The 21,339-nt window shown below is 35.6% G+C and carries 22 protein-coding genes; 6 read left to right on the forward strand and 16 right to left on the reverse strand.

What is annotated here, in order from left to right; all coding sequences use genetic code 11:
• Positions 1–54: 54 nt before the first annotated feature.
• Complete coding sequence (gene tyrS / locus AABL87_RS01205; protein WP_006259698.1) at positions 55–1,347, reverse strand: tyrosine--tRNA ligase; 1,293 nt, start codon at positions 1,345–1,347, stop codon at positions 55–57.
• 182 nt (positions 1,348–1,529) lie between these two features.
• Between tyrS and AABL87_RS01210 the strand changes: the two genes are divergently transcribed.
• A complete protein-coding gene (locus AABL87_RS01210; RefSeq protein WP_006266803.1) occupies positions 1,530–2,528 on the forward strand; it encodes an NAD-dependent epimerase/dehydratase family protein in 999 nt (332 codons plus the stop codon).
• Here the strand turns inward: AABL87_RS01210 and AABL87_RS01215 are convergent.
• The 3 genes from AABL87_RS01215 to AABL87_RS01225 are packed head-to-tail and all read right to left on the reverse strand — an operon-like array spanning position 2,461 to position 4,986.
• Positions 2,461–2,913, reverse strand: a complete 453-nt coding sequence (locus AABL87_RS01215; RefSeq protein ID WP_006266802.1) for a DUF4296 domain-containing protein — start codon at positions 2,911–2,913, stop codon at positions 2,461–2,463. The genes AABL87_RS01210 and AABL87_RS01215 overlap by 68 nt on opposite strands.
• A gap of 13 nt (positions 2,914–2,926) precedes the next feature.
• Positions 2,927–4,264, reverse strand: coding sequence for a dihydroorotase (locus AABL87_RS01220; RefSeq protein ID WP_341276797.1), 1,338 nt, complete (start codon positions 4,262–4,264; stop codon positions 2,927–2,929).
• Positions 4,264–4,986, reverse strand: a complete 723-nt coding sequence (locus AABL87_RS01225; protein WP_006259702.1) for a polyprenol monophosphomannose synthase — start codon at positions 4,984–4,986, stop codon at positions 4,264–4,266. Before AABL87_RS01225 ends, AABL87_RS01220 begins: the two co-directional genes overlap by 1 nt.
• Before the next feature lie 104 nt (positions 4,987–5,090).
• Here AABL87_RS01225 and AABL87_RS01230 point away from each other — a divergent pair, with 104 nt between their 5' ends.
• Positions 5,091–5,765 (forward strand): DUF4271 domain-containing protein, encoded by a 675-nt coding sequence (locus AABL87_RS01230; RefSeq protein WP_006262256.1) that lies wholly within the window; start codon positions 5,091–5,093, stop codon positions 5,763–5,765.
• A 14-nt stretch (positions 5,766–5,779) separates the two neighbouring features.
• Positions 5,780–6,523, forward strand: a complete 744-nt coding sequence (locus AABL87_RS01235; protein ID WP_006259704.1) for a uroporphyrinogen-III synthase — start codon at positions 5,780–5,782, stop codon at positions 6,521–6,523.
• Positions 6,524–6,663: 140 nt separating this feature from the next.
• Here the strand turns inward: AABL87_RS01235 and pckA are convergent, their stop codons facing one another.
• Entirely contained in the window at positions 6,664–8,277 is a 1,614-nt protein-coding gene (gene pckA / locus AABL87_RS01240; RefSeq protein WP_341276798.1) for a phosphoenolpyruvate carboxykinase (ATP), read from the reverse strand.
• 74 nt (positions 8,278–8,351) lie between these two features.
• Entirely contained in the window at positions 8,352–8,747 is a 396-nt protein-coding gene (locus tag AABL87_RS01245; protein WP_006259706.1) for a DUF423 domain-containing protein, read from the reverse strand.
• A 117-nt stretch (positions 8,748–8,864) separates the two neighbouring features.
• On the opposite strand from AABL87_RS01245, the gene AABL87_RS01250 reads away from it, so the two are divergent.
• Positions 8,865–10,220, forward strand: coding sequence for a saccharopine dehydrogenase family protein (locus AABL87_RS01250; RefSeq protein ID WP_006266798.1), 1,356 nt, complete (start codon positions 8,865–8,867; stop codon positions 10,218–10,220).
• A gap of 39 nt (positions 10,221–10,259) precedes the next feature.
• Here the strand turns inward: AABL87_RS01250 and AABL87_RS01255 are convergent, their stop codons facing one another.
• The 4 genes from AABL87_RS01255 to AABL87_RS01270 all read right to left on the reverse strand — a co-directional run bounded on the left by AABL87_RS01255 (position 10,260) and on the right by AABL87_RS01270 (position 14,859).
• Positions 10,260–11,945, reverse strand: a complete 1,686-nt coding sequence (locus AABL87_RS01255) for an ABC transporter ATP-binding protein (RefSeq protein WP_341276799.1) — start codon at positions 11,943–11,945, stop codon at positions 10,260–10,262.
• A gap of 126 nt (positions 11,946–12,071) precedes the next feature.
• Positions 12,072–12,521 (reverse strand): OsmC family protein, encoded by a 450-nt coding sequence (locus AABL87_RS01260; protein ID WP_006259709.1) that lies wholly within the window; start codon positions 12,519–12,521, stop codon positions 12,072–12,074.
• Positions 12,522–12,984: 463 nt separating this feature from the next.
• On the reverse strand, positions 12,985–13,698 hold the full coding sequence (locus AABL87_RS01265; protein ID WP_006259710.1) for a 3'-5' exonuclease: 714 nt from the start codon (positions 13,696–13,698) through the stop codon (positions 12,985–12,987).
• A 3-nt stretch (positions 13,699–13,701) separates the two neighbouring features.
• Positions 13,702–14,859, reverse strand: coding sequence for a serine hydrolase domain-containing protein (locus AABL87_RS01270; RefSeq protein ID WP_341276800.1), 1,158 nt, complete (start codon positions 14,857–14,859; stop codon positions 13,702–13,704).
• 439 nt (positions 14,860–15,298) lie between these two features.
• Here AABL87_RS01270 and AABL87_RS01275 point away from each other — a divergent pair, with 439 nt between their 5' ends.
• Entirely contained in the window at positions 15,299–15,940 is a 642-nt protein-coding gene (locus AABL87_RS01275) for an O-methyltransferase (protein WP_025125441.1), read from the forward strand.
• A 46-nt stretch (positions 15,941–15,986) separates the two neighbouring features.
• Here AABL87_RS01275 and AABL87_RS01280 read toward each other — a convergent pair whose 3' ends face one another.
• The 6 genes from AABL87_RS01280 to AABL87_RS01305 form a co-directional block, all read right to left on the reverse strand.
• Positions 15,987–16,550, reverse strand: a complete 564-nt coding sequence (locus tag AABL87_RS01280; RefSeq protein WP_006259713.1) for a phosphatase PAP2 family protein — start codon at positions 16,548–16,550, stop codon at positions 15,987–15,989.
• The gene (locus AABL87_RS01285) at positions 16,550–16,849 is read right to left on the reverse strand and encodes a Sec-independent protein translocase subunit TatA/TatB (RefSeq protein WP_006259714.1); all 300 of its coding nucleotides are present in this window, start codon (positions 16,847–16,849) and stop codon (positions 16,550–16,552) included. The genes AABL87_RS01280 and AABL87_RS01285 overlap by 1 nt, the downstream gene beginning before the upstream one ends.
• 87 nt (positions 16,850–16,936) lie before the next feature.
• Complete coding sequence (locus AABL87_RS01290) at positions 16,937–17,698, reverse strand: hypothetical protein (RefSeq protein ID WP_225581470.1); 762 nt, start codon at positions 17,696–17,698, stop codon at positions 16,937–16,939.
• Positions 17,699–17,844: 146 nt separating this feature from the next.
• On the reverse strand, positions 17,845–18,612 hold the full coding sequence (locus AABL87_RS01295) for a hypothetical protein (RefSeq protein ID WP_341276801.1): 768 nt from the start codon (positions 18,610–18,612) through the stop codon (positions 17,845–17,847).
• Positions 18,613–18,875: 263 nt separating this feature from the next.
• Positions 18,876–19,613 carry a hypothetical protein gene (locus AABL87_RS01300; protein WP_341276802.1) on the reverse strand — a complete coding sequence of 246 codons (738 nt, stop codon included), beginning with the start codon at positions 19,611–19,613 and terminating at the stop codon, positions 18,876–18,878.
• 83 nt (positions 19,614–19,696) lie between these two features.
• On the reverse strand, positions 19,697–20,449 hold the full coding sequence (locus tag AABL87_RS01305) for a hypothetical protein (RefSeq protein WP_341276803.1): 753 nt from the start codon (positions 20,447–20,449) through the stop codon (positions 19,697–19,699).
• A gap of 45 nt (positions 20,450–20,494) precedes the next feature.
• Between AABL87_RS01305 and pepE the strand changes: the two genes are divergently transcribed.
• A complete protein-coding gene (gene pepE / locus AABL87_RS01310; protein ID WP_341276804.1) occupies positions 20,495–21,247 on the forward strand; it encodes a dipeptidase PepE in 753 nt (250 codons plus the stop codon).
• Positions 21,248–21,339: the final 92 nt, after the last annotated feature.

The following is a 21,339-nucleotide window of genomic DNA, read 5'->3' on the forward strand; positions in this document are numbered from 1 at the left end:
CCAAAAAAAAGGGCTCCCATTACTGAGAGCCCTTATATAAGTGTACTTATAATCTTACTTTACATGTAAAACGAAGTAATTTTTCTTTCCTTTTTGTAGTAATACGAATTGATCATTAATCAAATCATTTGTAGTCACTACGTAGTCTTCAGCTACTTTCTCTTTGTTTACAGAGATAGAATTAGCTTGTAACGAACGACGAGCATCACCATTAGATGAAGCCAAATTTGAATTAGCTGCTAAGGCATCTACGATAGTTAACCCAGCTTCTATATCTGCTTTTGCTACTTCTGACTGTCCTACTCCATCAAATACCTCTAAAAAAGTCTTCTCGTCTAATTGTTTTAAATCTTCTGTAGAAGAGTTACCGAATAAGATATTAGACGCTTTGATAGCATTATCTAATTGCTCTTGACCGTGTACCATAATCGTTACTTCTTCTGCTAGGCGACGTTGTAGCACACGTAAATGTGGAGCCTCTGAATGCTCTTTTACTAATGCTTCAATATCTTCTCTAGAGATGAATGTAAAGATCTTAATATAACGCTCAGCATCAGCATCAGCCACGTTTAACCAGTATTGGTAGAATTTATATGGAGAAGTGTACTCTGCAGACAACCAAATATTCCCCCCTTCTGACTTACCGAATTTAGTTCCGTCAGCTTTAGTAATCAATGGACAAGTAAGCGCATATGCTTTCTCGCTAATTGTTCTACGAATTAACTCTGTACCAGTAGTGATGTTTCCCCATTGGTCAGATCCTCCCATTTGTAATGTAATATTATTCTCTTTGTATAAATGCAAAAAATCATATCCTTGCATTAACTGATAACAGAACTCTGTAAAAGACATTCCATCTTGGAACTCACCGTTTAGACGTTTCTTTACAGAATCTTTAGCCATCATATAGTTTACCGTGATATGCTTACCTACTGTACGGATAAACTCTAAGAAAGAGAAATCTTTCATCCAGTCATAGTTATTTACTAACACAGCAGCATTCTCAGCACCTGAATTAAAATCCAAGAAACGACTTAATTGTTCTTTAATCGCATTTTGATTATGACGTAAAGCTTCTTCGTCTAATAAGTTTCTTTCATTAGACTTTCCTGAAGGGTCACCTACCATACCAGTAGCACCTCCCACAAGAGCATAAGGTTTATGTCCAGCTAATTGAAAGTGTTTCAATAGCATTACTCCTACTAAATGTCCAATATGCAATGAATCCGCTGTTGGGTCAATTCCCACATACGCAGCACGCATTTGCTCCAACAAATGTTCTTCAGTGCCTGGCATTACGTCGTGGAGCATTCCTCTCCAAGTCACTTCTTCAATAAAATTCTTCATTTAAATAAATTTTACACAAAGATAGCTCAAAACCTTAGCTTATGGAATAAAAATTCTCAAACACTGCATTTTTATACGTTTTCTACATTTATCCTTTAAGAACTAATAATAGGGGCGTTAGAATTCAACTTTATTTCATAATTTTTCACTATGTAAAACATATAACTTACTTTTGTCTAAATATGATACTAGTAACAGGAGGTACAGGCTTAGTAGGAGCACATTTATTATTACATCTTCTTCAGTCAGAAGGTGCAGTTCGTGCTATTTATAGAAATGAGGATAGTATTAAAAAAACGAAAAACCTCTTCGTCTTAAACAATCAAGAAGCCCTATTCTTAAAAATAGAATGGGTCAAAGCAGATCTAATAGATGTACCTGCCTTAGAAAAAGCCTTTGTTGGAATTGATTACGTATATCATTGTGCAGCTTTAGTCTCTTTCGAGCCTAAAGATGAAAAAAAACTTCGCAAGACGAATATAGAAGGCACCGCTAATATCGTGAACCTATCTATCGCCTTTAACGTAAAAAAACTGTGCTATGTTAGTTCTATCGCCGCTCTAGGTGAGACGATAGCCAAAGATAAAATCATTACAGAAAAGACAGATTGGAACCCTGAGCTATACCATGGAGACTATGCTATCACTAAGTATGGAGCCGAAATGGAGGTATGGAGAGGAACTCAAGAAGGACTAGATGTAGTCATCGTCAATCCTGGTATTGTATTCGGACGTGGCTTCGGTTATGAAGGTAGTGGAGCTTTCTTCCAAAAAGTAAAGAAAGACTTCCCATTCTACACCACAGGTATTGCGGGAATCGTAGGAGTAAATGATGTAGTAAAAGCAATGCATCTCCTCATGATCAGTGATATTAAAAATGAGAGATTTGCATTAGTTTCTAATAATATTACTTACCAAGAGCTTATCAATCATATCGCAGACTTAATGGGTAAGAAACACCCTAGTATCCATGTATCGCGTACATCAAGTCTATTCGCATGGAAGTTAGACAACTTCGTCTCTCTGATAACGAGAAAAAAAAGAAGCTTTACACGATCAATCGCGCAAGCTTCTCATTCTTCTTATATTTATGATTGTTCAAAAATTAAAAACACTATTGAATTTGATTTTGAAGACTATCGATCTTTTCTCGGTCCAATTTCAAAGTATCATCAAGTTTAATATCTTCTTTCTTTAATTCGTCTTTAGGCTCTTCTTGAGATTTAGACAATAAAGAATCTGCTACAACCTTAGCCGCTTCTAGACGACTTAGAATATTGTTCTGCATACTGTGGTACACACCATCGCCTAACTCTACATAGTATCTATTATTCGATACAAAAGCAAGACTGTCTATATCGTATTTTTTAAAGACAGAGTTAACGTTAAGCCTTTTCAGAGTATCTTCTCTACTATACGCACTTACACTCTCAATAGAGTATAACAATGCCATATCATATAAGATATCTTCCATTTTTTGTTGCTCGATAAATGGAGACGGTTTTACCACATCATTCTTACATGACATAAGTATAAACACAGCTAATATTACTAAGTATTTATTCATCTATTCTTTGATTTTATCGTACGAATAATAATCGTTGTCCTTTGTGTTCTTCTTTTACCTTGTCGTTTTCATAAGCTAAGAAACCATTTACAAAAGTATGAGTAATTTTAGAACTAAATTTCTCTCCTTCGAATGGAGACCACCCACATTTATATAAAATATTGTCTTTATTTACTTCCCAGTCATGATTCACATCTACGATAGCGATGTCAGCATGGTATCCTTCTTTTACATATCCTCGTTTCTCTACTTGGAATAAAATAGCAGGATTATGTGCTGTTTTCTCTACGATCTTCTCTATACTGATCTTCCCTTGTTTAGAAGCTTCAAATAGCGAAACTAAAGCATGCTGCACAAGTGGTCCTCCAGAAGGAGCAGAAGAATACGCTTTACTCTTCTCTTCTAAAGTATGAGGTGCATGGTCAGTAGCGATAACATCTATTCTATCATCTAATAACGCCTTCCAAAGACCATCTCTATCAGCTTCTGTTTTTACAGCAGGATTCCACTTAATAAAGTTACCTTTTTTATCGTAATCTTTATCCGTGAACCATAGATGGTGAACACATACCTCTGCAGTAATCTTTTTATCTTTTAAAGGAATATCGTTTCTGAACAATTCTGTTTCCTTCGCTGTAGAAAGGTGGAATACGTGTAGTCTAGCTCCTGTTTTCTTGGCTAGTTCTATCGCTTTAGAAGAAGATAAATAACAAGCTTCTTCACTTCGGATAATTGGGTGATACTTCACAGGGATATCTTCTCCAAACTCTTCTTTATACTTCGCTAAGTTAGCCTTAATCGTTCCTTCATCCTCAGCATGTACAGCGATAAGCATAGAAGTACTCGAAAAGATCTTTTCTAATACATCCTGTCTATCTACTAACATATTACCTGTAGACGAACCTAAGAAAAGCTTAATACCAGCTACATTACGTGGGTTTGTTTTTAGCAATTCTTCTAAGTTATCATTTGTACCTCCCATCATAAATGAATAGTTAGCAAATGACTTAGTAGACGCTATTTCGTACTTCTGTTCTAACAATTCTTGAGTCACAGCATTAGGTACTGTATTCGGTTGCTCTATAAAAGAAGTAATCCCTCCAGCAATAGCTGCTCTAGACTCAGATTCTATATCACCTTTATGAGTCAAACCTGGTTCTCTAAAATGCACTTGATCATCGATCATTCCAGGAATAACATAATTCCCTTTTGCATCAACAACAGTTACATCATCAGAAACTTCGATATTAGGAGCTACTTTCGCAATAAAGCCATTCTCGATTAGAACATCCGCTTCTACAATAGTCCCTTCATTTACGACTTTTCCGTTTTTAATTAAATAGTGTGTCATTATAGTGTGTTTAGTAGTTTACGTATACGTAGATTAATAACGCCAAAAACAGCTTCTTTAATAATTCCTCCAGACATTTTAGATTCTCCTCTCGTCCTATCTGTAAAAATAATAGGCACTTCCGTAATCGAAAAGTTCTTTACATAAGTACGATACTTCATCTCTATCTGAAAAGCATACCCAACAAAGCGCACCTTATCAAAATCAAAACTCTCTAATACTTTGCGCGAAAAACAAACAAAGCCTGCTGTCGTATCTTTAATTTTCATCCCAGTTATCATTCTAACATAAATAGAAGCTCCATAAGACAACAAAACACGGTTTAACGGCCAGTTCACCACATTAACACCTGTAACATATCTAGAGCCAATCGCTAAGCCTTGATTCGCTTTACAAGCCTCTAAAAGTTTAGGAAGGTCATTCGGATTATGAGAGAAATCCGCGTCCATTTCAAATACATAGTCATAGTCACGCGCCAAAGCCCATCTAAAACCATGGACATAAGCAGTCCCTAGACCATTCTTACCTTCTCTCTTCTCTAAAAACAAAGATTCGGGATACTTACTTTGTAACTCTTCAACTACAGCTGCAGTACCATCAGGGGAATTATCATCAACAATCAGAACATGAAAATGCTGAGGCAATGCCATAACAGCATCGATAATCAATTCTATATTTTCAATTTCATTATACGTTGGTATAATGACAAGTCCTGACTCCATTTTTTAAAACGTTTGCCACAAAAATAACCTTTTTCTAGAAAGTTATCACTTAAATAAAATACAAAGTCAATCTAAAAGGTTTTTTTGCTAATTTTGCAGATATTATGGAGAATCTAATACTTATCGAGCGTGTACTCCCTAGTAAAGATTGGGCAACAGTCCTATTCTTTATCGGATTCTCTATTATTGCAGTTAACCGTACCATCTTCGGCGTACGTTTTTCTGAGTTTACAAAACTAGCAGCATCGAATAAGTACTTAAAGATTTATAAGGATAATACAAACTTAAGAAATAGTTTCACCTTATCTTTTTTACTTGTACAGCTTATATCGATTACTTTCTTTATACAAATAACATTAAAAGCTTTCGAACTCATACCAGATTACAGTTTTGGTTCGTTCTTAATGCTTTTAAATTTTGTAACCACCTTTATCATCGGAAAGTACTTAATAGATAAGATTATATCAACAACATTTGGTATAGACGAATTTTCGGATGCGTTAAATCTACAAAAAGCTACCTATCGAAATTATATCGGAATGTTACTGTTAGCAGTAGACGTTCTTTTATTCTACAACAATATAACCAACAAACTTATAATCGGATTCATGTTGATTGCATTAATCGCAACAAATATCCTTTTATACGTTCTTTTTATAAAAAACAACCAAAAATCAATAATGAATAAGGTGTTCTATTTTATTTTGTATCTTTGCACCCTTGAAATAGCTCCTTATCTATTATTATATTTCTGGTTAAAAGATTACGGAGCATTATAAGAAAAAGTACAATTATGAAAGTGAAAACAATTTTGGTTTCTCAACCAGAGCCTAAAGTAGAAAACTCACCTTACTTCGAATTAGAGCAGAAATTCAAAGTAAAAATTGACTTTAGACCCTTCATCCACGTAGAAGGTGTACCAGCCAAAGAGGTAAGACACCAAAAGATTGATTTAAACAATTACACTGCTATTATTTTAACAAGTAAGAACTCTGTAGACCACTTTTTCCGCGTAGCAGAAGAAATGAGATATAAAGTTCCTGAAACGCTTAAGTATTTCTGTCAGTCAGAGGCGGTAGCATATTATTTACAAAAATATGTAGTATACCGTAAAAGAAAGATTTATGTAGGTCAGAAAGACTTTGCAGAATTAGCTCCTTTGATTAAGAAGTATAAAGATGAGACCTTCTTACTTCCTGCATCAGATCAATTAAATCACGATGTACCAACTACTTTAAATGATTTAAAAGTAAATTGGACTCCAGGTACATTCTATCGTACTGTTATGAGTGACTTATCAGATTTAGCAGATGTGAAATATGATGTTTTAGCTTTCTTTAGTCCTACAGGTATTAAATCTCTATTCAAAAATTTCCCTGACTTTAGTCAAGACAATACGAGAATAGCTGTATTTGGAACTACAACGCAAAAAGAAGCTTTAGACAATAACTTAAGAGTAGACATCATGGCTCCTGCACCAGGAACACCGTCTATGACTATGGCATTAGAAAAGTACATTCAACAAGTAAATAAATAATATCTATTTATATCATAAAAAACCACCTCTATATAGAGGTGGTTTTTTTATACAAGTTAAACAAGTATTCACTGTTTAATTAAGAGTACAAAAAAAGGAGATGATATAATCATCTCCTTTTTATATAGCTATATATTATATTATAATTGAGGTCCAGCAGCTACTAGCGCTTTACCTTCGTCATTATTAGAATATAACTTAAAGTTTTCTATGAATAATCCAGCTAATTCTTTTGCTTTCTCTTCCCATTCAGAAGCATTAGCATACGTATTACGAGGATCTAGAATAGTAGTATCTACACCTTCTAAAGCTGTTGGTACAGCGAAGTTATAGATAGGCACGATAGTAGTCTCAGCATTCTCGATAGAACCGTCTAAGATACGATCAATGATAGCTCTAGTATCTTTAATAGAGATACGTTTACCAGTACCATTCCATCCAGTGTTTACCATATAAGCAGTAGCATTGTGCTCTTCCATTTTCTTCACTAGCTCTTCACCGTATTGAGTTGGGTGTAGAGATAAGAAAGCTTTACCGAAACAAGCAGAGAATGTAGGCTCTGGTTTAGTTACTCCACGCTCAGTACCTGCTAACTTAGCAGTAAATCCTGATAAGAAGTAGTATTTAGTTTGCTCTGGAGTTAACTTAGAAACTGGAGGCATAACACCAAAAGCATCTGCAGTTAAGAAGATAACTTTAGTAGCATGTCCAGCTTTAGACACAGGCTTAACAATATTCTCGATATGTTCGATTGGGTAAGATACACGTGTATTTTGTGTTACAGAACCATCGTTAAAGTCAATAATACCATTAGCATCAACAGTAACGTTCTCTAATAAAGCATCACGACGGATAGCACCATAGATATCTGGCTCATTCTCTTTGCTCAAGCTGATTGTCTTAGCGTAGCAACCTCCTTCGAAGTTAAATACACCTTCGTCATCCCATCCATGCTCATCGTCTCCGATTAACTCACGTTTTGGGTCAGTTGATAAAGTTGTTTTACCTGTACCTGATAATCCGAAGAATACAGCTACATCACCATCTTTACCTTTGTTAGCAGAACAGTGCATAGCAGCCATTCCTTTAAGAGGTAAGTAGTAGTTCATCATTGCGAACATACCTTTTTTCATCTCACCACCGTACCAAGTACCACCGATAACTTGAATCTTCTCAGTCAAGTTGAACGCGATATAAACCTCAGAGTTTAATCCGTAATCTTTATAGTCTTTGAAAGTAGTTTTAGAACCGTTCATTACTACGAAGTCTGGCTCACCGAAGTTAGCTAACTCTTCTGCAGTAGGACGGATAAACATATTAGTTACGAAGTGCGCTTGCCACGCTACTTCCATAATAAATCTAACTTTTAAACGAGTATTCTCGTTAGCTCCACAAAACGCATCAACAACGAATAATCTTTTTCCAGATAACTGATTAACAGTATTCTCTTTTAAAGCATTCCAAGTTCTGTTATCGATTGGTTTGTTGTCATTTGGAGATTCTGGTGAATTCCACCATACTGTGTTTTCTGTAACTGAATCTTTAACGATGTACTTATCTTTAGGAGAACGTCCTGTAAACTCTCCAGTCATTACGTTAACTGCACCTAGCTCAGTTACAACTCCTTTATCATACCCTGTTAAGTTAGGGTTAGTTTCTTCATTATATAAAACGTCGTACGAAGGATTATAGATTACCTCTACAACATCTTTAATACCATATTTTTCCAGTGAAATTGATTCAGAAATATCCATTTTCATTATTTAGGTTGTGTATTAATTTGTTTGCAAACTTAGAAATAAATTTAAAATATAAATATACAAAAGAATTATTTAATCATGTTTTTACTTTTATACGCCTGAATTCCAGCGTATAGCCATGCAACAATGAACAATACTCCTCCTACAGGAGTAATTGGACCAACAACTCTTAAGTCTATGGTTATCATATCTTTAAAGGTAAGAAGGTATATAGAACCGCAGAAAAACAATATTCCAAACAAAACCAGATACATAACTATTTTTTTAGCCTTGTCTGAAAATATTCCGCATATACCTATAAAAAGTAAAAAAAGTGCGTGGTACATTTGATAACGAACGCCAATTTCAAAAGTAGCTACTTGAGCCTCTGTTACAACTTTCTTTAGACCATGAGCTCCAAAAGCTCCCAGCATAATACCAATTGCGCCGATTATAGCAGCTATAAATATAACTTTTCGTCCCATTTATTTTTCTTTCAAATATACAACTTATCAGACAAATAGCACATTAAAAATTTTGTAGAATTTAATCTATTTATTGAACTACTAATTTTTGTATCTTGAAAAACCAACTAGAATATTATGACAAAAGAAATTTTAATAGTAGGAGCAGGCAGATCCAGCTCTTCATTAATCAAGTATCTCTTGGACAAATCAGACTCAGAGAACTTACACCTTACTATAGGAGATTTATCTCTAGAATCCGCGAAGCAAAAAGCGATGAATCATCCTAACGCTACTGCTATCGCATTTGACCTATTCAATGAAACAGAAAGACAAACCTTAGTACAGAAAGCAGACATTGTAGTTTCTATGTTACCTGCCATACATCACCTAGAACTAGCTAAAGACTGTGTGAAGTATAAAAAACACATGGTTACGGCATCTTACATCAGCCCCGCTATGCAAGAACTCAATGAGGAAGTAACTAAGAGCAACCTCATCTTCATGAACGAAATAGGCTTAGATCCAGGTATAGACCACATGAGTGCGATGAAAATCATACACGATATCGAAAGAAAAGGAGGTAAAGTCATCTCTTTTGAATCTTTCTGTGGTGGACTAATCGCTCCAGAATCTGACAACAATCTATGGAATTACAAATTCACTTGGAACCCACGCAATGTAGTATTGGCAGGGCAAGGTGGTGCAGCTAAATTCTTACAAGAAGGCCAATATAAATACATCCCTTACAACAAAGTATTTAGACGTACTGAGTTTTTAGATGTAGAAGGATATGGAAAGTTCGAAGCTTACGCCAATAGAGATTCTCTAAAATACAAAGATGTCTATGGACTTCGTGATGCTAAAACCATCTTTAGAGGTACGATCAGAAGAGTGGGATACTCTAGGGCTTGGAATCTTTTTGTAGAATTAGGAATAACAGATGATAGCTATACTATAGATAATTCAGAAGAGATGACCTATAGAGAGTTTATCAACTCCTACTTGCCCTACCACCCTACAGATACTGTAGAGACCAAACTAAGATTAGCACTAGGTATTGACCAAGATGACATTATATGGGACAAGCTACTAGAGCTAGACTTATTCAACCCAACTAAAAAAATAGGATTAAAGAAAGCGACACCTGCACAAATCTTAGAAAAGATTTTAAGTGATTCTTGGTCATTAAGCCCAGAAGATAAAGACATGATCGTTATGTATCACAAGATAGGATACGAACTACATGGACAGAATCACCAGATAGACTCACGTATGGTCTGTATAGGAGATAATCAGATCTACACTGCTATGGCTAAGACAGTAGGTCTTCCTGTAGCGATCGCTACTCTAAAAATCTTAAAAGGAATCATCACTACACCAGGTGTACAGATGCCTATAGAAGAGGAAGTATATACTCCTATCCTAAAAGAATTAGAAGAGAATGGCATTCACTTTATAGAAGAAGAAGTTCCTTATTCAGGATATAACTAACTAAAAAAAGCTCCAGTATCGGAGCTTTTTTTCACTATCTTATTTCGGGATAGAACTAATCAATCCTTTTGTGTACACAGTCTTAGGGTGAGCATACAACTCATCTGCCTCGCCTATTTCCTCTATCTTACCTTTATTCATCACCATCACCTGATCAGACATATACTTCACTACAGACAAATCATGGGAGATAAATATATAAGTAAAATTATACTTATCCTTCAAATCGTTTAGTAGATTCAATACCTGAGCTTGTACAGATATGTCTAGTGCAGACACAGACTCATCACATATGATCAGTTTAGGTTGTACTGCTATCGTCCTAGCGATACCGATACGCTGTCTCTGTCCTCCAGAGAACTCATGTGGATAACGGTTAAATACAGATTCGTCTAGCCCCACTCGGTATAGTATTTCTATCACTCTCTCCTTTCTATCCGCATCACTACTTCCTATCTTGTGTACTTTCATAGGTTCTAGAATAGCTTCTCCTACAGTCAGACGAGGGTTTAAAGACGAATACGGATCTTGGAATATAATCTGTATATCTTTTCTAAACACCCTAAACGTCTTAGAAGAAAGCTTCGTGATGTCTTGCCCTTTATAGAATATCTGCCCTTTAGTGGCTCTATCGAGTTGTAGGATAACATTGCCTAATGTAGACTTACCACACCCACTCTCACCTACTAGGCCAAGTGTCTCACCTTCATACACATTAAAACTAATATCTTGTAGTGCGTGGAATACACCTTTTTTAAACAGTCCTCCATTAATGACATAATCCTTGAACACATTCCTAATCTCTAGCAAAGGAGCATTACTATATAACTTTTCTAATCTATCTTTTCTATCCTCAGTAGTCACCACATCTCTCACCACCTTATTATTCAGAAAGCCTCCTATCGTTGACAGTCTTTTTAATCGCTCTGTAAGAGAAGGTCTAGACGTTACTAAGGCTTTAGTATACATATCTTGTGGATTGTTAAACACTTCTGTTGACTTTCCTTGTTCTACGATATCCCCTTTATACATCACTAGAATACGGTCGCTGATAGACGACACTAGATTCAAGTCATGAGAGATAAATAAGATACTCATCTTATTATCGCGTTGTAGGTCTTTCAGTAGATTAATGATTTCGTTTTGCACAGTCACATCTAATGCTGTCGTAGGCTCATCAGCTATCAGTAGCTTAGGCTTGCACGCTACAGCCATAGCGATCATGACTCTTTGCTTTTGTCCACCAGAGATTTGGTGAGGGTATTTAGTATAAACTTGATTAGGATTAGGCAATTTAACTCTATCGAAAAGGCGTAACACCTCTTCTCTTAAAGCCTTCCCCCTGAGCGAAGTATGCTCTCGAAGTATCTCAGCCACCTGTTCGCCACAAGTAATAGAAGGGTTTAGAGCACTCATCGGCTCCTGAAATATCATTGATATCTGAGCTCCACGCAACAGTCGGAACTCACTATCTATATTATGCGTAATATCTTTTCCTTCAAACACGATATTACCCGAGCTAATACGAGATATTTCTCGAGGCAATAGCCCCATTAACGCAAGTGATGTAACTGACTTACCAGAACCCGACTCTCCTACTACACCAAGAATCTCGTTAGCATAGATATCAAAAGAGCTACTTTTGATAATAGTATTCCAAGATTTCTCTTTCAGAAAATCGATTTGTAAATCCTTTACAGATAATATAGGTATATTTTCTTTCATTTTTTATATTCAGTACGATCACTAGAATAACAAAAATATATAATAATTGTGATATAGTATAAGCTATCTAATAAACTAATTAAACATCTATACTATACCACAATTTTTACAGAATATACGGACATACTACGCTACTTTTACTTGGTCATATTCCTTGACTAACGTAACGATAGTAGGAGTTTTTTCTTTAAAATTTGCAAACATTGGGCAAGCTGATTTTACAGCATCTAGCCATTCTTTTAGCAACACTATAGATGCCTCAGAAGTAGGTTTTACGATTACATCTACTCTGTTGAAGTGGTCTAAGCTATCCTTTTCGAAGCCTTCCCCTTTTATCACACCAGACACTTCTATCTGGATAGATTTTAGATCTAACCCCAATGTATTACCGATTAATTTCCCCACTGCGTGGATACTACCTGCTAGCTTCGCTAATAATAACTCTGCAGAGTTCGCATTCACGTCTCTTACTAATTCTCTTCCATCTTTCACTGTGAAAGAGTAGTTGGCTGTTTTTACAGCGAATTGTTGTTCTCTTACTGAGAAGCCCAACACTTTTAAAACTTTACTTTCCATTCTTTTAATTATTTATAAAATTGACACTATACAAAAAGGTCCCTTTAGCTATCTGCCAAAAGGACCTTCTTATTTATTCTTAACTATAAAAATAGTACGATCAAAACAAGCTATCTCTCTTGGCTACGTATGTATACATCGAACGCTTAGGAAAACAAATTCCCTTATACGATGTTGACGTTAATAGATTATAGACTAAATTCATTACTTTATTTTTATATGTTTCTTTCTTAAAAAAAATAAGCCCCTGTGAGGTACAGAGGCTTATTAAATATCTTTATCATTATCCAAAAGACAGCTCTATACCATAAACGATGCATTCTTCTTAGAGAATACACATTTTGTTGAATAAACCATATTTGAATAAATTTTCTGCATTACTATTTCCTTATTTGAAGTCAAAATTAGAAAAAAATTATTTTAACAACAAGCACTAACCAATGTTTTTTAATATTTCTTTAACTTAAACAGAAAATATCTCGCTTTGACTTAATAGTTCCTCACGCTTAAACCTCAGCAAAACCTGTGCCACTGCTACCACATCTTTCTCACAATACACGATAATTCTGTCAATATCTTTATCTTCATAATACACCTTAGCCACCTCACTCCCGTCTATATCGTCTTTAGGAGAGGGTATACCTAATATTCTAGTCAAAAGCCTTAAAGATGTAAAGTGTTTATAATCTCCTATCTTCCACATTTCCATGGTATCTAGATGATTCACCTCCCACGGTTTTTTCCCAATAATACACAGTTTGTTGGGGATTTTTACCTCATTTATCAACATCCGCCTCACGACAAAGGGAATATCAAATTCCTTAATATTATGCCCACATAGAACGCGAGTAGGATCATTAAAATATTCGTCTATTAAATTAGAAAATTCTTGTAACAGACGGCGTTCCTCTCCTGCAAAGGATTTGACCCTAAACTGTCTATCTCCATTCTTATAGGTGAAATATCCCACTGAGATACATACCACCTTACCAAACTCTGCCCAAATCCCTGCACGTTCATAAAACTCCGCCGCAGTCTGCCCATCCCTTCTCTGATAAGCCGTTTTGATATCAAACAGATCTTGCATCTCCTCATCTAGATCATTAAAAGCAGGCACTTCAGGCACTGTCTCAATATCAAAAAAGAGTAGGCTATCTAGCATCACATTTCTAAGCATATCTTACTTCCTTTGGTTCAACATATTATAAGCCTCATCGATATAAGTGTACAGATCGTTACTATGAGGATCTTCCTCTGTCTGTAATCCCTTTAAGTGTCCTAGACGCACAATGATCACATTATCCTTAGGAGACACAATCACGAACTGTCCCAAATGACCTCGCATATAGAAGAAATCTTGTCCCTTGTGATTCACTAACCACCAACCATAGCCATACTCAGGCGCATCTTTAAAACGTGGGGTAACTGACTTTTTAATAAATGCGCTGTCTAATATCTGCTCACCATTCCACTGTCCTAGATCTTTATACAACTTACCAAACCTAGCAAAATCACGTGCATTACTCGTAAAACAACAGTATGACTTCTCTACCCCATCCCCTTCATGGTCTAGCTGCCATAACGCCGTATTCTCTGCTCCCATAGGCTTCCAGAAATGTTCTGATATATAATCCGTCATATACTTACCAGTTGCTTTCTCTAACACCATCGTCAATAGCTCTGTATCTCCACTTTTATAAATAAACTTTTGCCCAGGCTTATCCTTTATCTCTAAGCCTAGCATTACATTTCTCAGATCTTTATCAAAATAAGCTCTCGTCACCACTGAGAACGGACTGTAATATGCCTCATCCCAATCTAATCCTGATGCCATAGAAGATAGATCTCCTACCGTTACTTCATCTTTATACTTCCCTTTTAACTCTGGTAAAAACTCTATTACCTTCTGATCTAAGCTCTTGATCTCCCCCCTCTGTAATGCCTTACCTAAGGCAGCAGATACGATACTCTTAGCCATCGAGAAAGAGTTGGTATAAGAGTCCTTTCCATATCCGTCATAATAAGCCTCATAGAAGATACTATCATTCTTGATGACTAAATAAGCTATAGACTCCAGTTCTTTATGCGTATTCTCTAAGTTGTCACTCGCTTTTATCGTATTATAATCCTTCGTGAATGCCCACGGCTGCCCTACATCATTCTTAATCTCCCTAGTCGGAAAATATTTATAATCATCTAAGAATGCTGTCTTATATCCATTAAAGTATATGGTACGCACCGCCGTAAAGAGGTAATCCACTTTAAATATATACATCAGTGCCACAACTAGCGCTATCAAAATCACTAGCCACTTCAGAACTTTCTTTAATACCTTCATAATAGTTTAAATAATTGGTTCCTATAAATTTAGAAAAATAAATCACTTCTCTAGGAGTTATTTTTAATAACACCTTTTTATATGATTACATCACGATGACTCTATTTGGAGTATTTGGCTATTAATTACCTTTTTGACCTATTATGAAGTTCTACATAGAGGATAATCTCCTCTATATCAACACTTCTTATTTATTAATGTAATTTCTGTTCGGATAGTGTTCGGAAATACCAAGTAAATACTAGGGTTAAGAGGTGTTTTTGCGAACTGTACTAATTCTCTACCCGAACCATCTATACAGTAGAACTACAGTATATATCGCTATTTACAGCCTAAGCAAACTCTAAATAGACTAATAATCATAAAATTATAGGAGTATTTGGTCAACGTTCAATCTAGGATTATATTTGTGCCTTTAATTATTACTTGAATTTCGATTATGCATTTTATATCACCAGAGTTAGAGGATTATGCGGCAAGACACTCAGAAAATGAGCCTGAGTTATTAGCCAAACTAGATAAAGAAACGTACCAAAAAGTACTACAGCCTAGAATGCTGAGTGGTCACTTCCAAGGTCGTTTTTTGAGTATGATCTCTAAGCTAGTTAACCCTCAGCACATATTAGAGGTAGGTACATTCACTGGATATGCTACACTATCGCTAGCAGAAGGACTGAGAGCTGATGGTACTATCGATACGATAGATGTAAATGAAGAGTTAGTAGACTTTCAACGAAAATACTTCGATATGTCTGACTATGGGCATCAGATTACCCAGCACTTAGGTAGTGCGTTAGACATCATCCCTACTTTAGATAAGAAATTCGACTTAGTGTTCTTAGATGCAGATAAAAAGAATTACACAAACTACTTTCACCTCATCATCGAGAAGATGAATAAGGGAGGAATCATCCTATCTGACAATGTTCTATGGTCAGGTAAGGTAGTAGAAGATATCAAATGGAATGATAGAGCTACCCTAGAGATCGATCAGTATAACAAATTACTGAAAGATGATCCTCGTGTAGAGACGATACTATTACCGATAAGAGATGGACTTACAGTATCAAGAGTACGATAACAAAAAAGGCTTAGAATCTAGATTCTAAGCCTTTTTTTAATGTTAGTTAGACTAACTTATATTTCTTTTCTACCCATTTAAATCCTTGGTAGAATAATGTTCCTGAGATAATTCCTGCACACATTCCTACGAAAATGTCTGTAGGGAAATGCAATGACAAGTAGATTCTACTATATGCAAATACGAGTGGGAATATAAATACTAAAAACGCGTACTTATAATATCTTCTCAATATTAAGAATAAGAACAGCATCGTCGCAGTAGAGTTAGAAGCATGACCTGAGAAGAAACTCAGTGAGCTACTGCACTTCACTACTCTAAGCATCGCTTTAATATCTTCTGTACTACACGGTCTAGGGCGACCTACTGTACTTTTGACTAGATTAGTAGATTGATCTGTAAAGGCGATAAGCCCTGCTATGAACAGTAGGATAATACCCAGTGTCTTTAGTGATACTTTCTTATATACTAGATACAGTAATAAGAGGTAAAACGGAAGCCAGTTAAACTGCTTCGTGATAAATAACCAAAATGGGTCAAATGTAGGAGTACCTAAGTTGTTTAAGAACAACATTAGTTCCTTATCCCATTGCACAATTGTTTCTAACATTAAAGTTGTCTTTTTATTGGCCCTGTAATATTCTCAATGTCCTCTTTCTGCTTCTCTACTTCATTCTGAATATCCTTCATAGGATTAATATCTATATCAAAAGTCTCTGTTATATCTTTTTTAATACCAGACTCTTCTGCGCTTTTATTGATTTCGTGTTTGATATCGTTTGTTGCATTCTTTAACTGAGCCATAAACTTACCAAAGGTACGTGCCATCTCTGGAACCTTATCAGAACCAAACAACATTAAAATTATAATAATGATGAAAAATATTTCACCCCCTCCGATTCCAAACATAAATATTCGTTTTTCTATTTATAAGGTTACAAATCTACGAAGTTTATTAAATTCTCACATAGATTTTATCTAAAACCATTTGTTAAACTATTCTATCTTAGTCTGCTTCACTTCTAGATCTAACTTCTCATGGATCAGTTCGATAAACTCTAAGGCAAGTTCTCCAGCCCTACTAGCGACTTTCTTTTCATCTACTATATTCGTGTTCAGAATAGAAGCCATTAGTTCATCTGTAGCCACATAATAGGCAAACCCGTAAACATAATCTTTAGGAATGCTGTAATCTTTAGTCAGCTTCTCTGGGCTAATATACATTAAGAACTTATCTTTTCGTCCTTCTTGTCTTTCATAAGCTAATGCTTTCTTCAGCATCTTAGTACGTCCTGAGATCATATTCACTATCGCATCTACAGAGATCAGTCCGCTTCCTGTAGTAGCGGTATATAACTTACGCTCAGCTGGTGTACGTATCTTAGTCCCTTTAGGGATTAGCCCTAGAGATTCTGAAGTGATCTTCGTGATCACTATTTCGTCTAATTCATAATAGAGTGAGTTAGGCTCTAGTGGTATTAAAATAATATCTCTCTTTAAATCTATATCATCTAACTGATGTCTATATCCTAGAAAAACAGGTCCTGAAAACATAATCGTATCATTCTCCTGTGCCTTCAGTTTAAAATATCCTCCAGGAGCAGTCATCGTAGACTCCCCTGTATTAATATTCGCTACATATACCCCATCTAATCTCTTCGTTCTAGATACAATCTTACCATCTATCATCTTTCTTTCTTGCGCGAAAACAACAGAAAAGTTCAATATTAATAGAAAGGCTACAAATATTCTCATCATTCCTTAATTATAATTGTAAAAATATTCCATTCTATAGGATACACAAATTTTACCCTCGCAAACTTATGTTAAATAAAAAAATGTGCTTATAAACACTATAACTGATCCTGTTTAAATAATGACCTATAACTAGATAAATCACTTATTTAATCGCTCTGCCCCGGTACTTGTTGTTCTAATTCTTTAAAAGGTCTGTCCTTAATCACTTCTAAGAAGTCGACTGCTACAGGAGCAATCACTGTCTCTAGGTAAGTCATATCTACAGGTGTTACCTCTAGTGCTTCTTTTACCTTCTCATCGTTCACTGCATAAAGAGCAAAACTCTCTACGTAGTCATAAGGTATCTTATATTTATCAACCAATAGCTCATCACTTACGTAGTCTAAAAATTTATCTGCTCTAAACCCGGCACGCTCATAGACCAGCGCTTTCTTAAGCATCTTCGTTCTACCATTGAGCATATTGATTAAAGGTGCGATAAGACCAGAAGTAGCATAAGCTAGCTGTCGCTCCATAGGGCTAGGTCCTTTAGACTTATATGTATATTTAGGATATGGAGACTTACTCTTTTTCGTAACAACTATTTCGTCCAATACCTCTCCTGTAGTATTTCTTTCTAAAGAAAACAGAACAAGGTCTCTGTTTAAATCTACTTCAGTAATCATATACACATGTAATAGGTATGATAAACTAACGAATCTCAAAATATCATTCGCTTCCCCCTGCAGACTGAAGTATCCCTTATCATCTGAAAATACAGAAGTTCCTTTAGAAGCATTAAGAACCAACACTTCATCTCTATCGCCATCTCTAAAAAGAATTTTTCCATTTAATGTCTTTAATCCTTCTTGAGCTAATACAAGTTCTCCCAAAAGAAGAGTTACTATAATGGCAATGTATTTTACATTCTTCATATACTAGTTTATAAAGTGTTCACTTCTAAGCAAGCAAAGCATTGATAAACTCTGCTAACATTCCTAAAACTCAAAATAAGTATTCAATAAAACTTCCATCTAACCACCTCCCATCTATCTCTATTACCTCAATGCCACCCCGATCTATTTAAATCTCTAATAACTCAGAGGTGATCAAAAGAAAAGAAGTTACACCTCCTCTATTCTTCTAGAACAAGCAAATACTACAAGACTAGGAAGAAGTATAAGTAAGCTATAATAGATTATTTTGTCTTCGTTTTGACCATTTCTAGAAAATCTAATACAACTGGAGCTATCATTCTTTCTAAGAATTTAGTATCAATTATCGTAGCATTCACGATATCTCTTATCTCTTCTCTAGACACAGCATAGTATGCAAAGCTCTCTACATAATCAGGAGGTATCTTATAATACTCTACTAACCTTTCTTCGTCTATCGTGTTTAACAACTTACTTACTCTGAAGTCCTCCCTCTCATATGCGAGATTCTTCTTAAGCATGGCAGTCCTACCAGATAATAAATTCACCAGCGGATCTAATATTCCTGTAGTAGCTGTTCTGAGCTTTCGTTCTGCAGGAGTATATCTCTTCGTATATTTATTTGTAAATCCTTGTCCTCCTGCATCTACTTTAGTGATTAGAATCTCGTTTAATCTCGTACTTAAATCAGGCAAGGGTTCTAAGGGAAATAAGAGCACGCCTCCCTTCATATCTGCTTCTGCTATGATATAAGTATATTCCATATGGTATACACTACTAAATCGTATAGTATCTTGTGGTTCTCCATATATATCAAAATAACCTTTCTTATCCGCTAATGTCGTTTTGTTTCTATTGATATTAGTGACCACCGTCCCATCTAAATCACCTCCACGAGTGACTAGCTTACCACTTATCATCCCTCCCTGTTCTTGAGCCAAACAGTGACCTATCCCAGTTAACAAGATTAATAAAGTCAATAACTTCTGAATTATATTCATTATAATACCTCTATTTATTAGAAGACAATATGCTGTCTTTACAGCCTTATTTATGTTATACTAAATATGACCTAGTACACATATTATATTTCTTCTTCCTTCTTATTCTTAATCATCTCTAGAAATTCAAATACCACTGGTGTAAGCTCTCTTTCTAATTCATTGACATTAACCATTCCTACATTGAGTAACTCTTTTATTTCTGTTTTTTCTACTGCATAATACGCAAAACCCTCCACATAATCTAAAGGTATTTGATAGTAATCAACTAATCGTTCGTTAGTAACCACTTCTATCAGCTTATCTACTCTGTGGTCTGTCTTCTCATAAGCAAGGTTCTTCTTAAGCATACTCATTCTCCCTGACAGCATATTTACAAAGGGATCTATTGGTATCATTCCTCCACCTGTTTTAGCAGTTCTAAGCTTGCGTTCTGCAGGAGTATATCTTCTTGTATACTTATCTGTAAAGCCTAGTGCATCACTATCTATCTTCGTGATGACAATCTCGTCAAGTCTATTGATGCTGTATAACGGTTCTAATGGAAATAGTACAGGACTGCGCTTGATATCAAATTCGTTAACTACATACTGATACTCTGTATGATTAGGACCGATAAATCTTATCGTATCATTAATATGACTGCGAATAGAGAAATACCCCTTATCATCAGATAATACAGAAATATCCTTTGAAGAATTTAGAATCACTATTCCTTCAAAGTTTCCGTCTCTAGTCACTATTTTTCCATTAAGAACGGATGGGGAGTCCTGAGCAAAACAAATACTGCTTATCAAAAGCAGGATTATACTCAAGGCGTTTTGAGCATGGTTCATGATAGTGTTTTTTAGTTAGGTGAACATTTGCAGGTGAAAAGGCAAATGTTCTATTTAAACGACTTATTTTTACAAAAATTATTTATCCACATGAAAAATCTAATTATTGCGAGTACTTCTACCATATATAATGGGACTTATCTAGAGTACTTATTACCTACATTAAAAGAACATTTTAAGAACATATCTACTTTATTATTTATCCCTTATGCACGTCCAGGAGGCATCACGCATGATCAATATACAGAAAAAGTAAGAACCGCTTTTACTACTATCAATATTGATGTCAAAGGAATACACGAGTACACTAACCCTGTAGAAGCTGTACAACAAGCAGAGGGAATCTTCACAGGAGGAGGAAACACCTTCTTATTAGTACAACAACTATATAAAAACAATGTACTGAATGCGGTAATAGATGTTGTAAACAACGGAACGCCATATCTAGGATGTAGTGCAGGAAGTAATATCTGTGGGCTTACAATGGAAACGACTAATGATATGCCTATCGTATACCCACCTTCATTCAAGACATTTGGTTTCGTACCCTTTAACCTAAACCCTCATTACCTAGACCCTATCGAAGGTTCGACTCACATGGGAGAAACTAGAGAAACACGTATCAATGAGTTCCACGCTTTTAATACACAACCTGTAGTAGGGCTTAGAGAAGGTAGTTGGTTAGAAGTAAAAGGTGACCGAATCACTCTAAAAGGTGAATTAGACGCTAGAATATTTGAGCAAAATAAAGAAGCTTATGAAGTAAAAACTAATACAGACTTAAGCCATCTTAACTAAACAAAAAAAGCCCTAACAAATGTTAGGGCTTTTTTTATAGAGCGGAAGACGAGGCTCGAACTCGCGACAACCAGCTTGGAAGGCTGGAGCTC

The sequence above is a fragment of the Myroides sp. C4067 genome (assembly GCF_038039665.1).
GTDB classification, from domain to species: Bacteria; Bacteroidota; Bacteroidia; order Flavobacteriales; family Flavobacteriaceae; genus Flavobacterium; species Flavobacterium odoratimimum.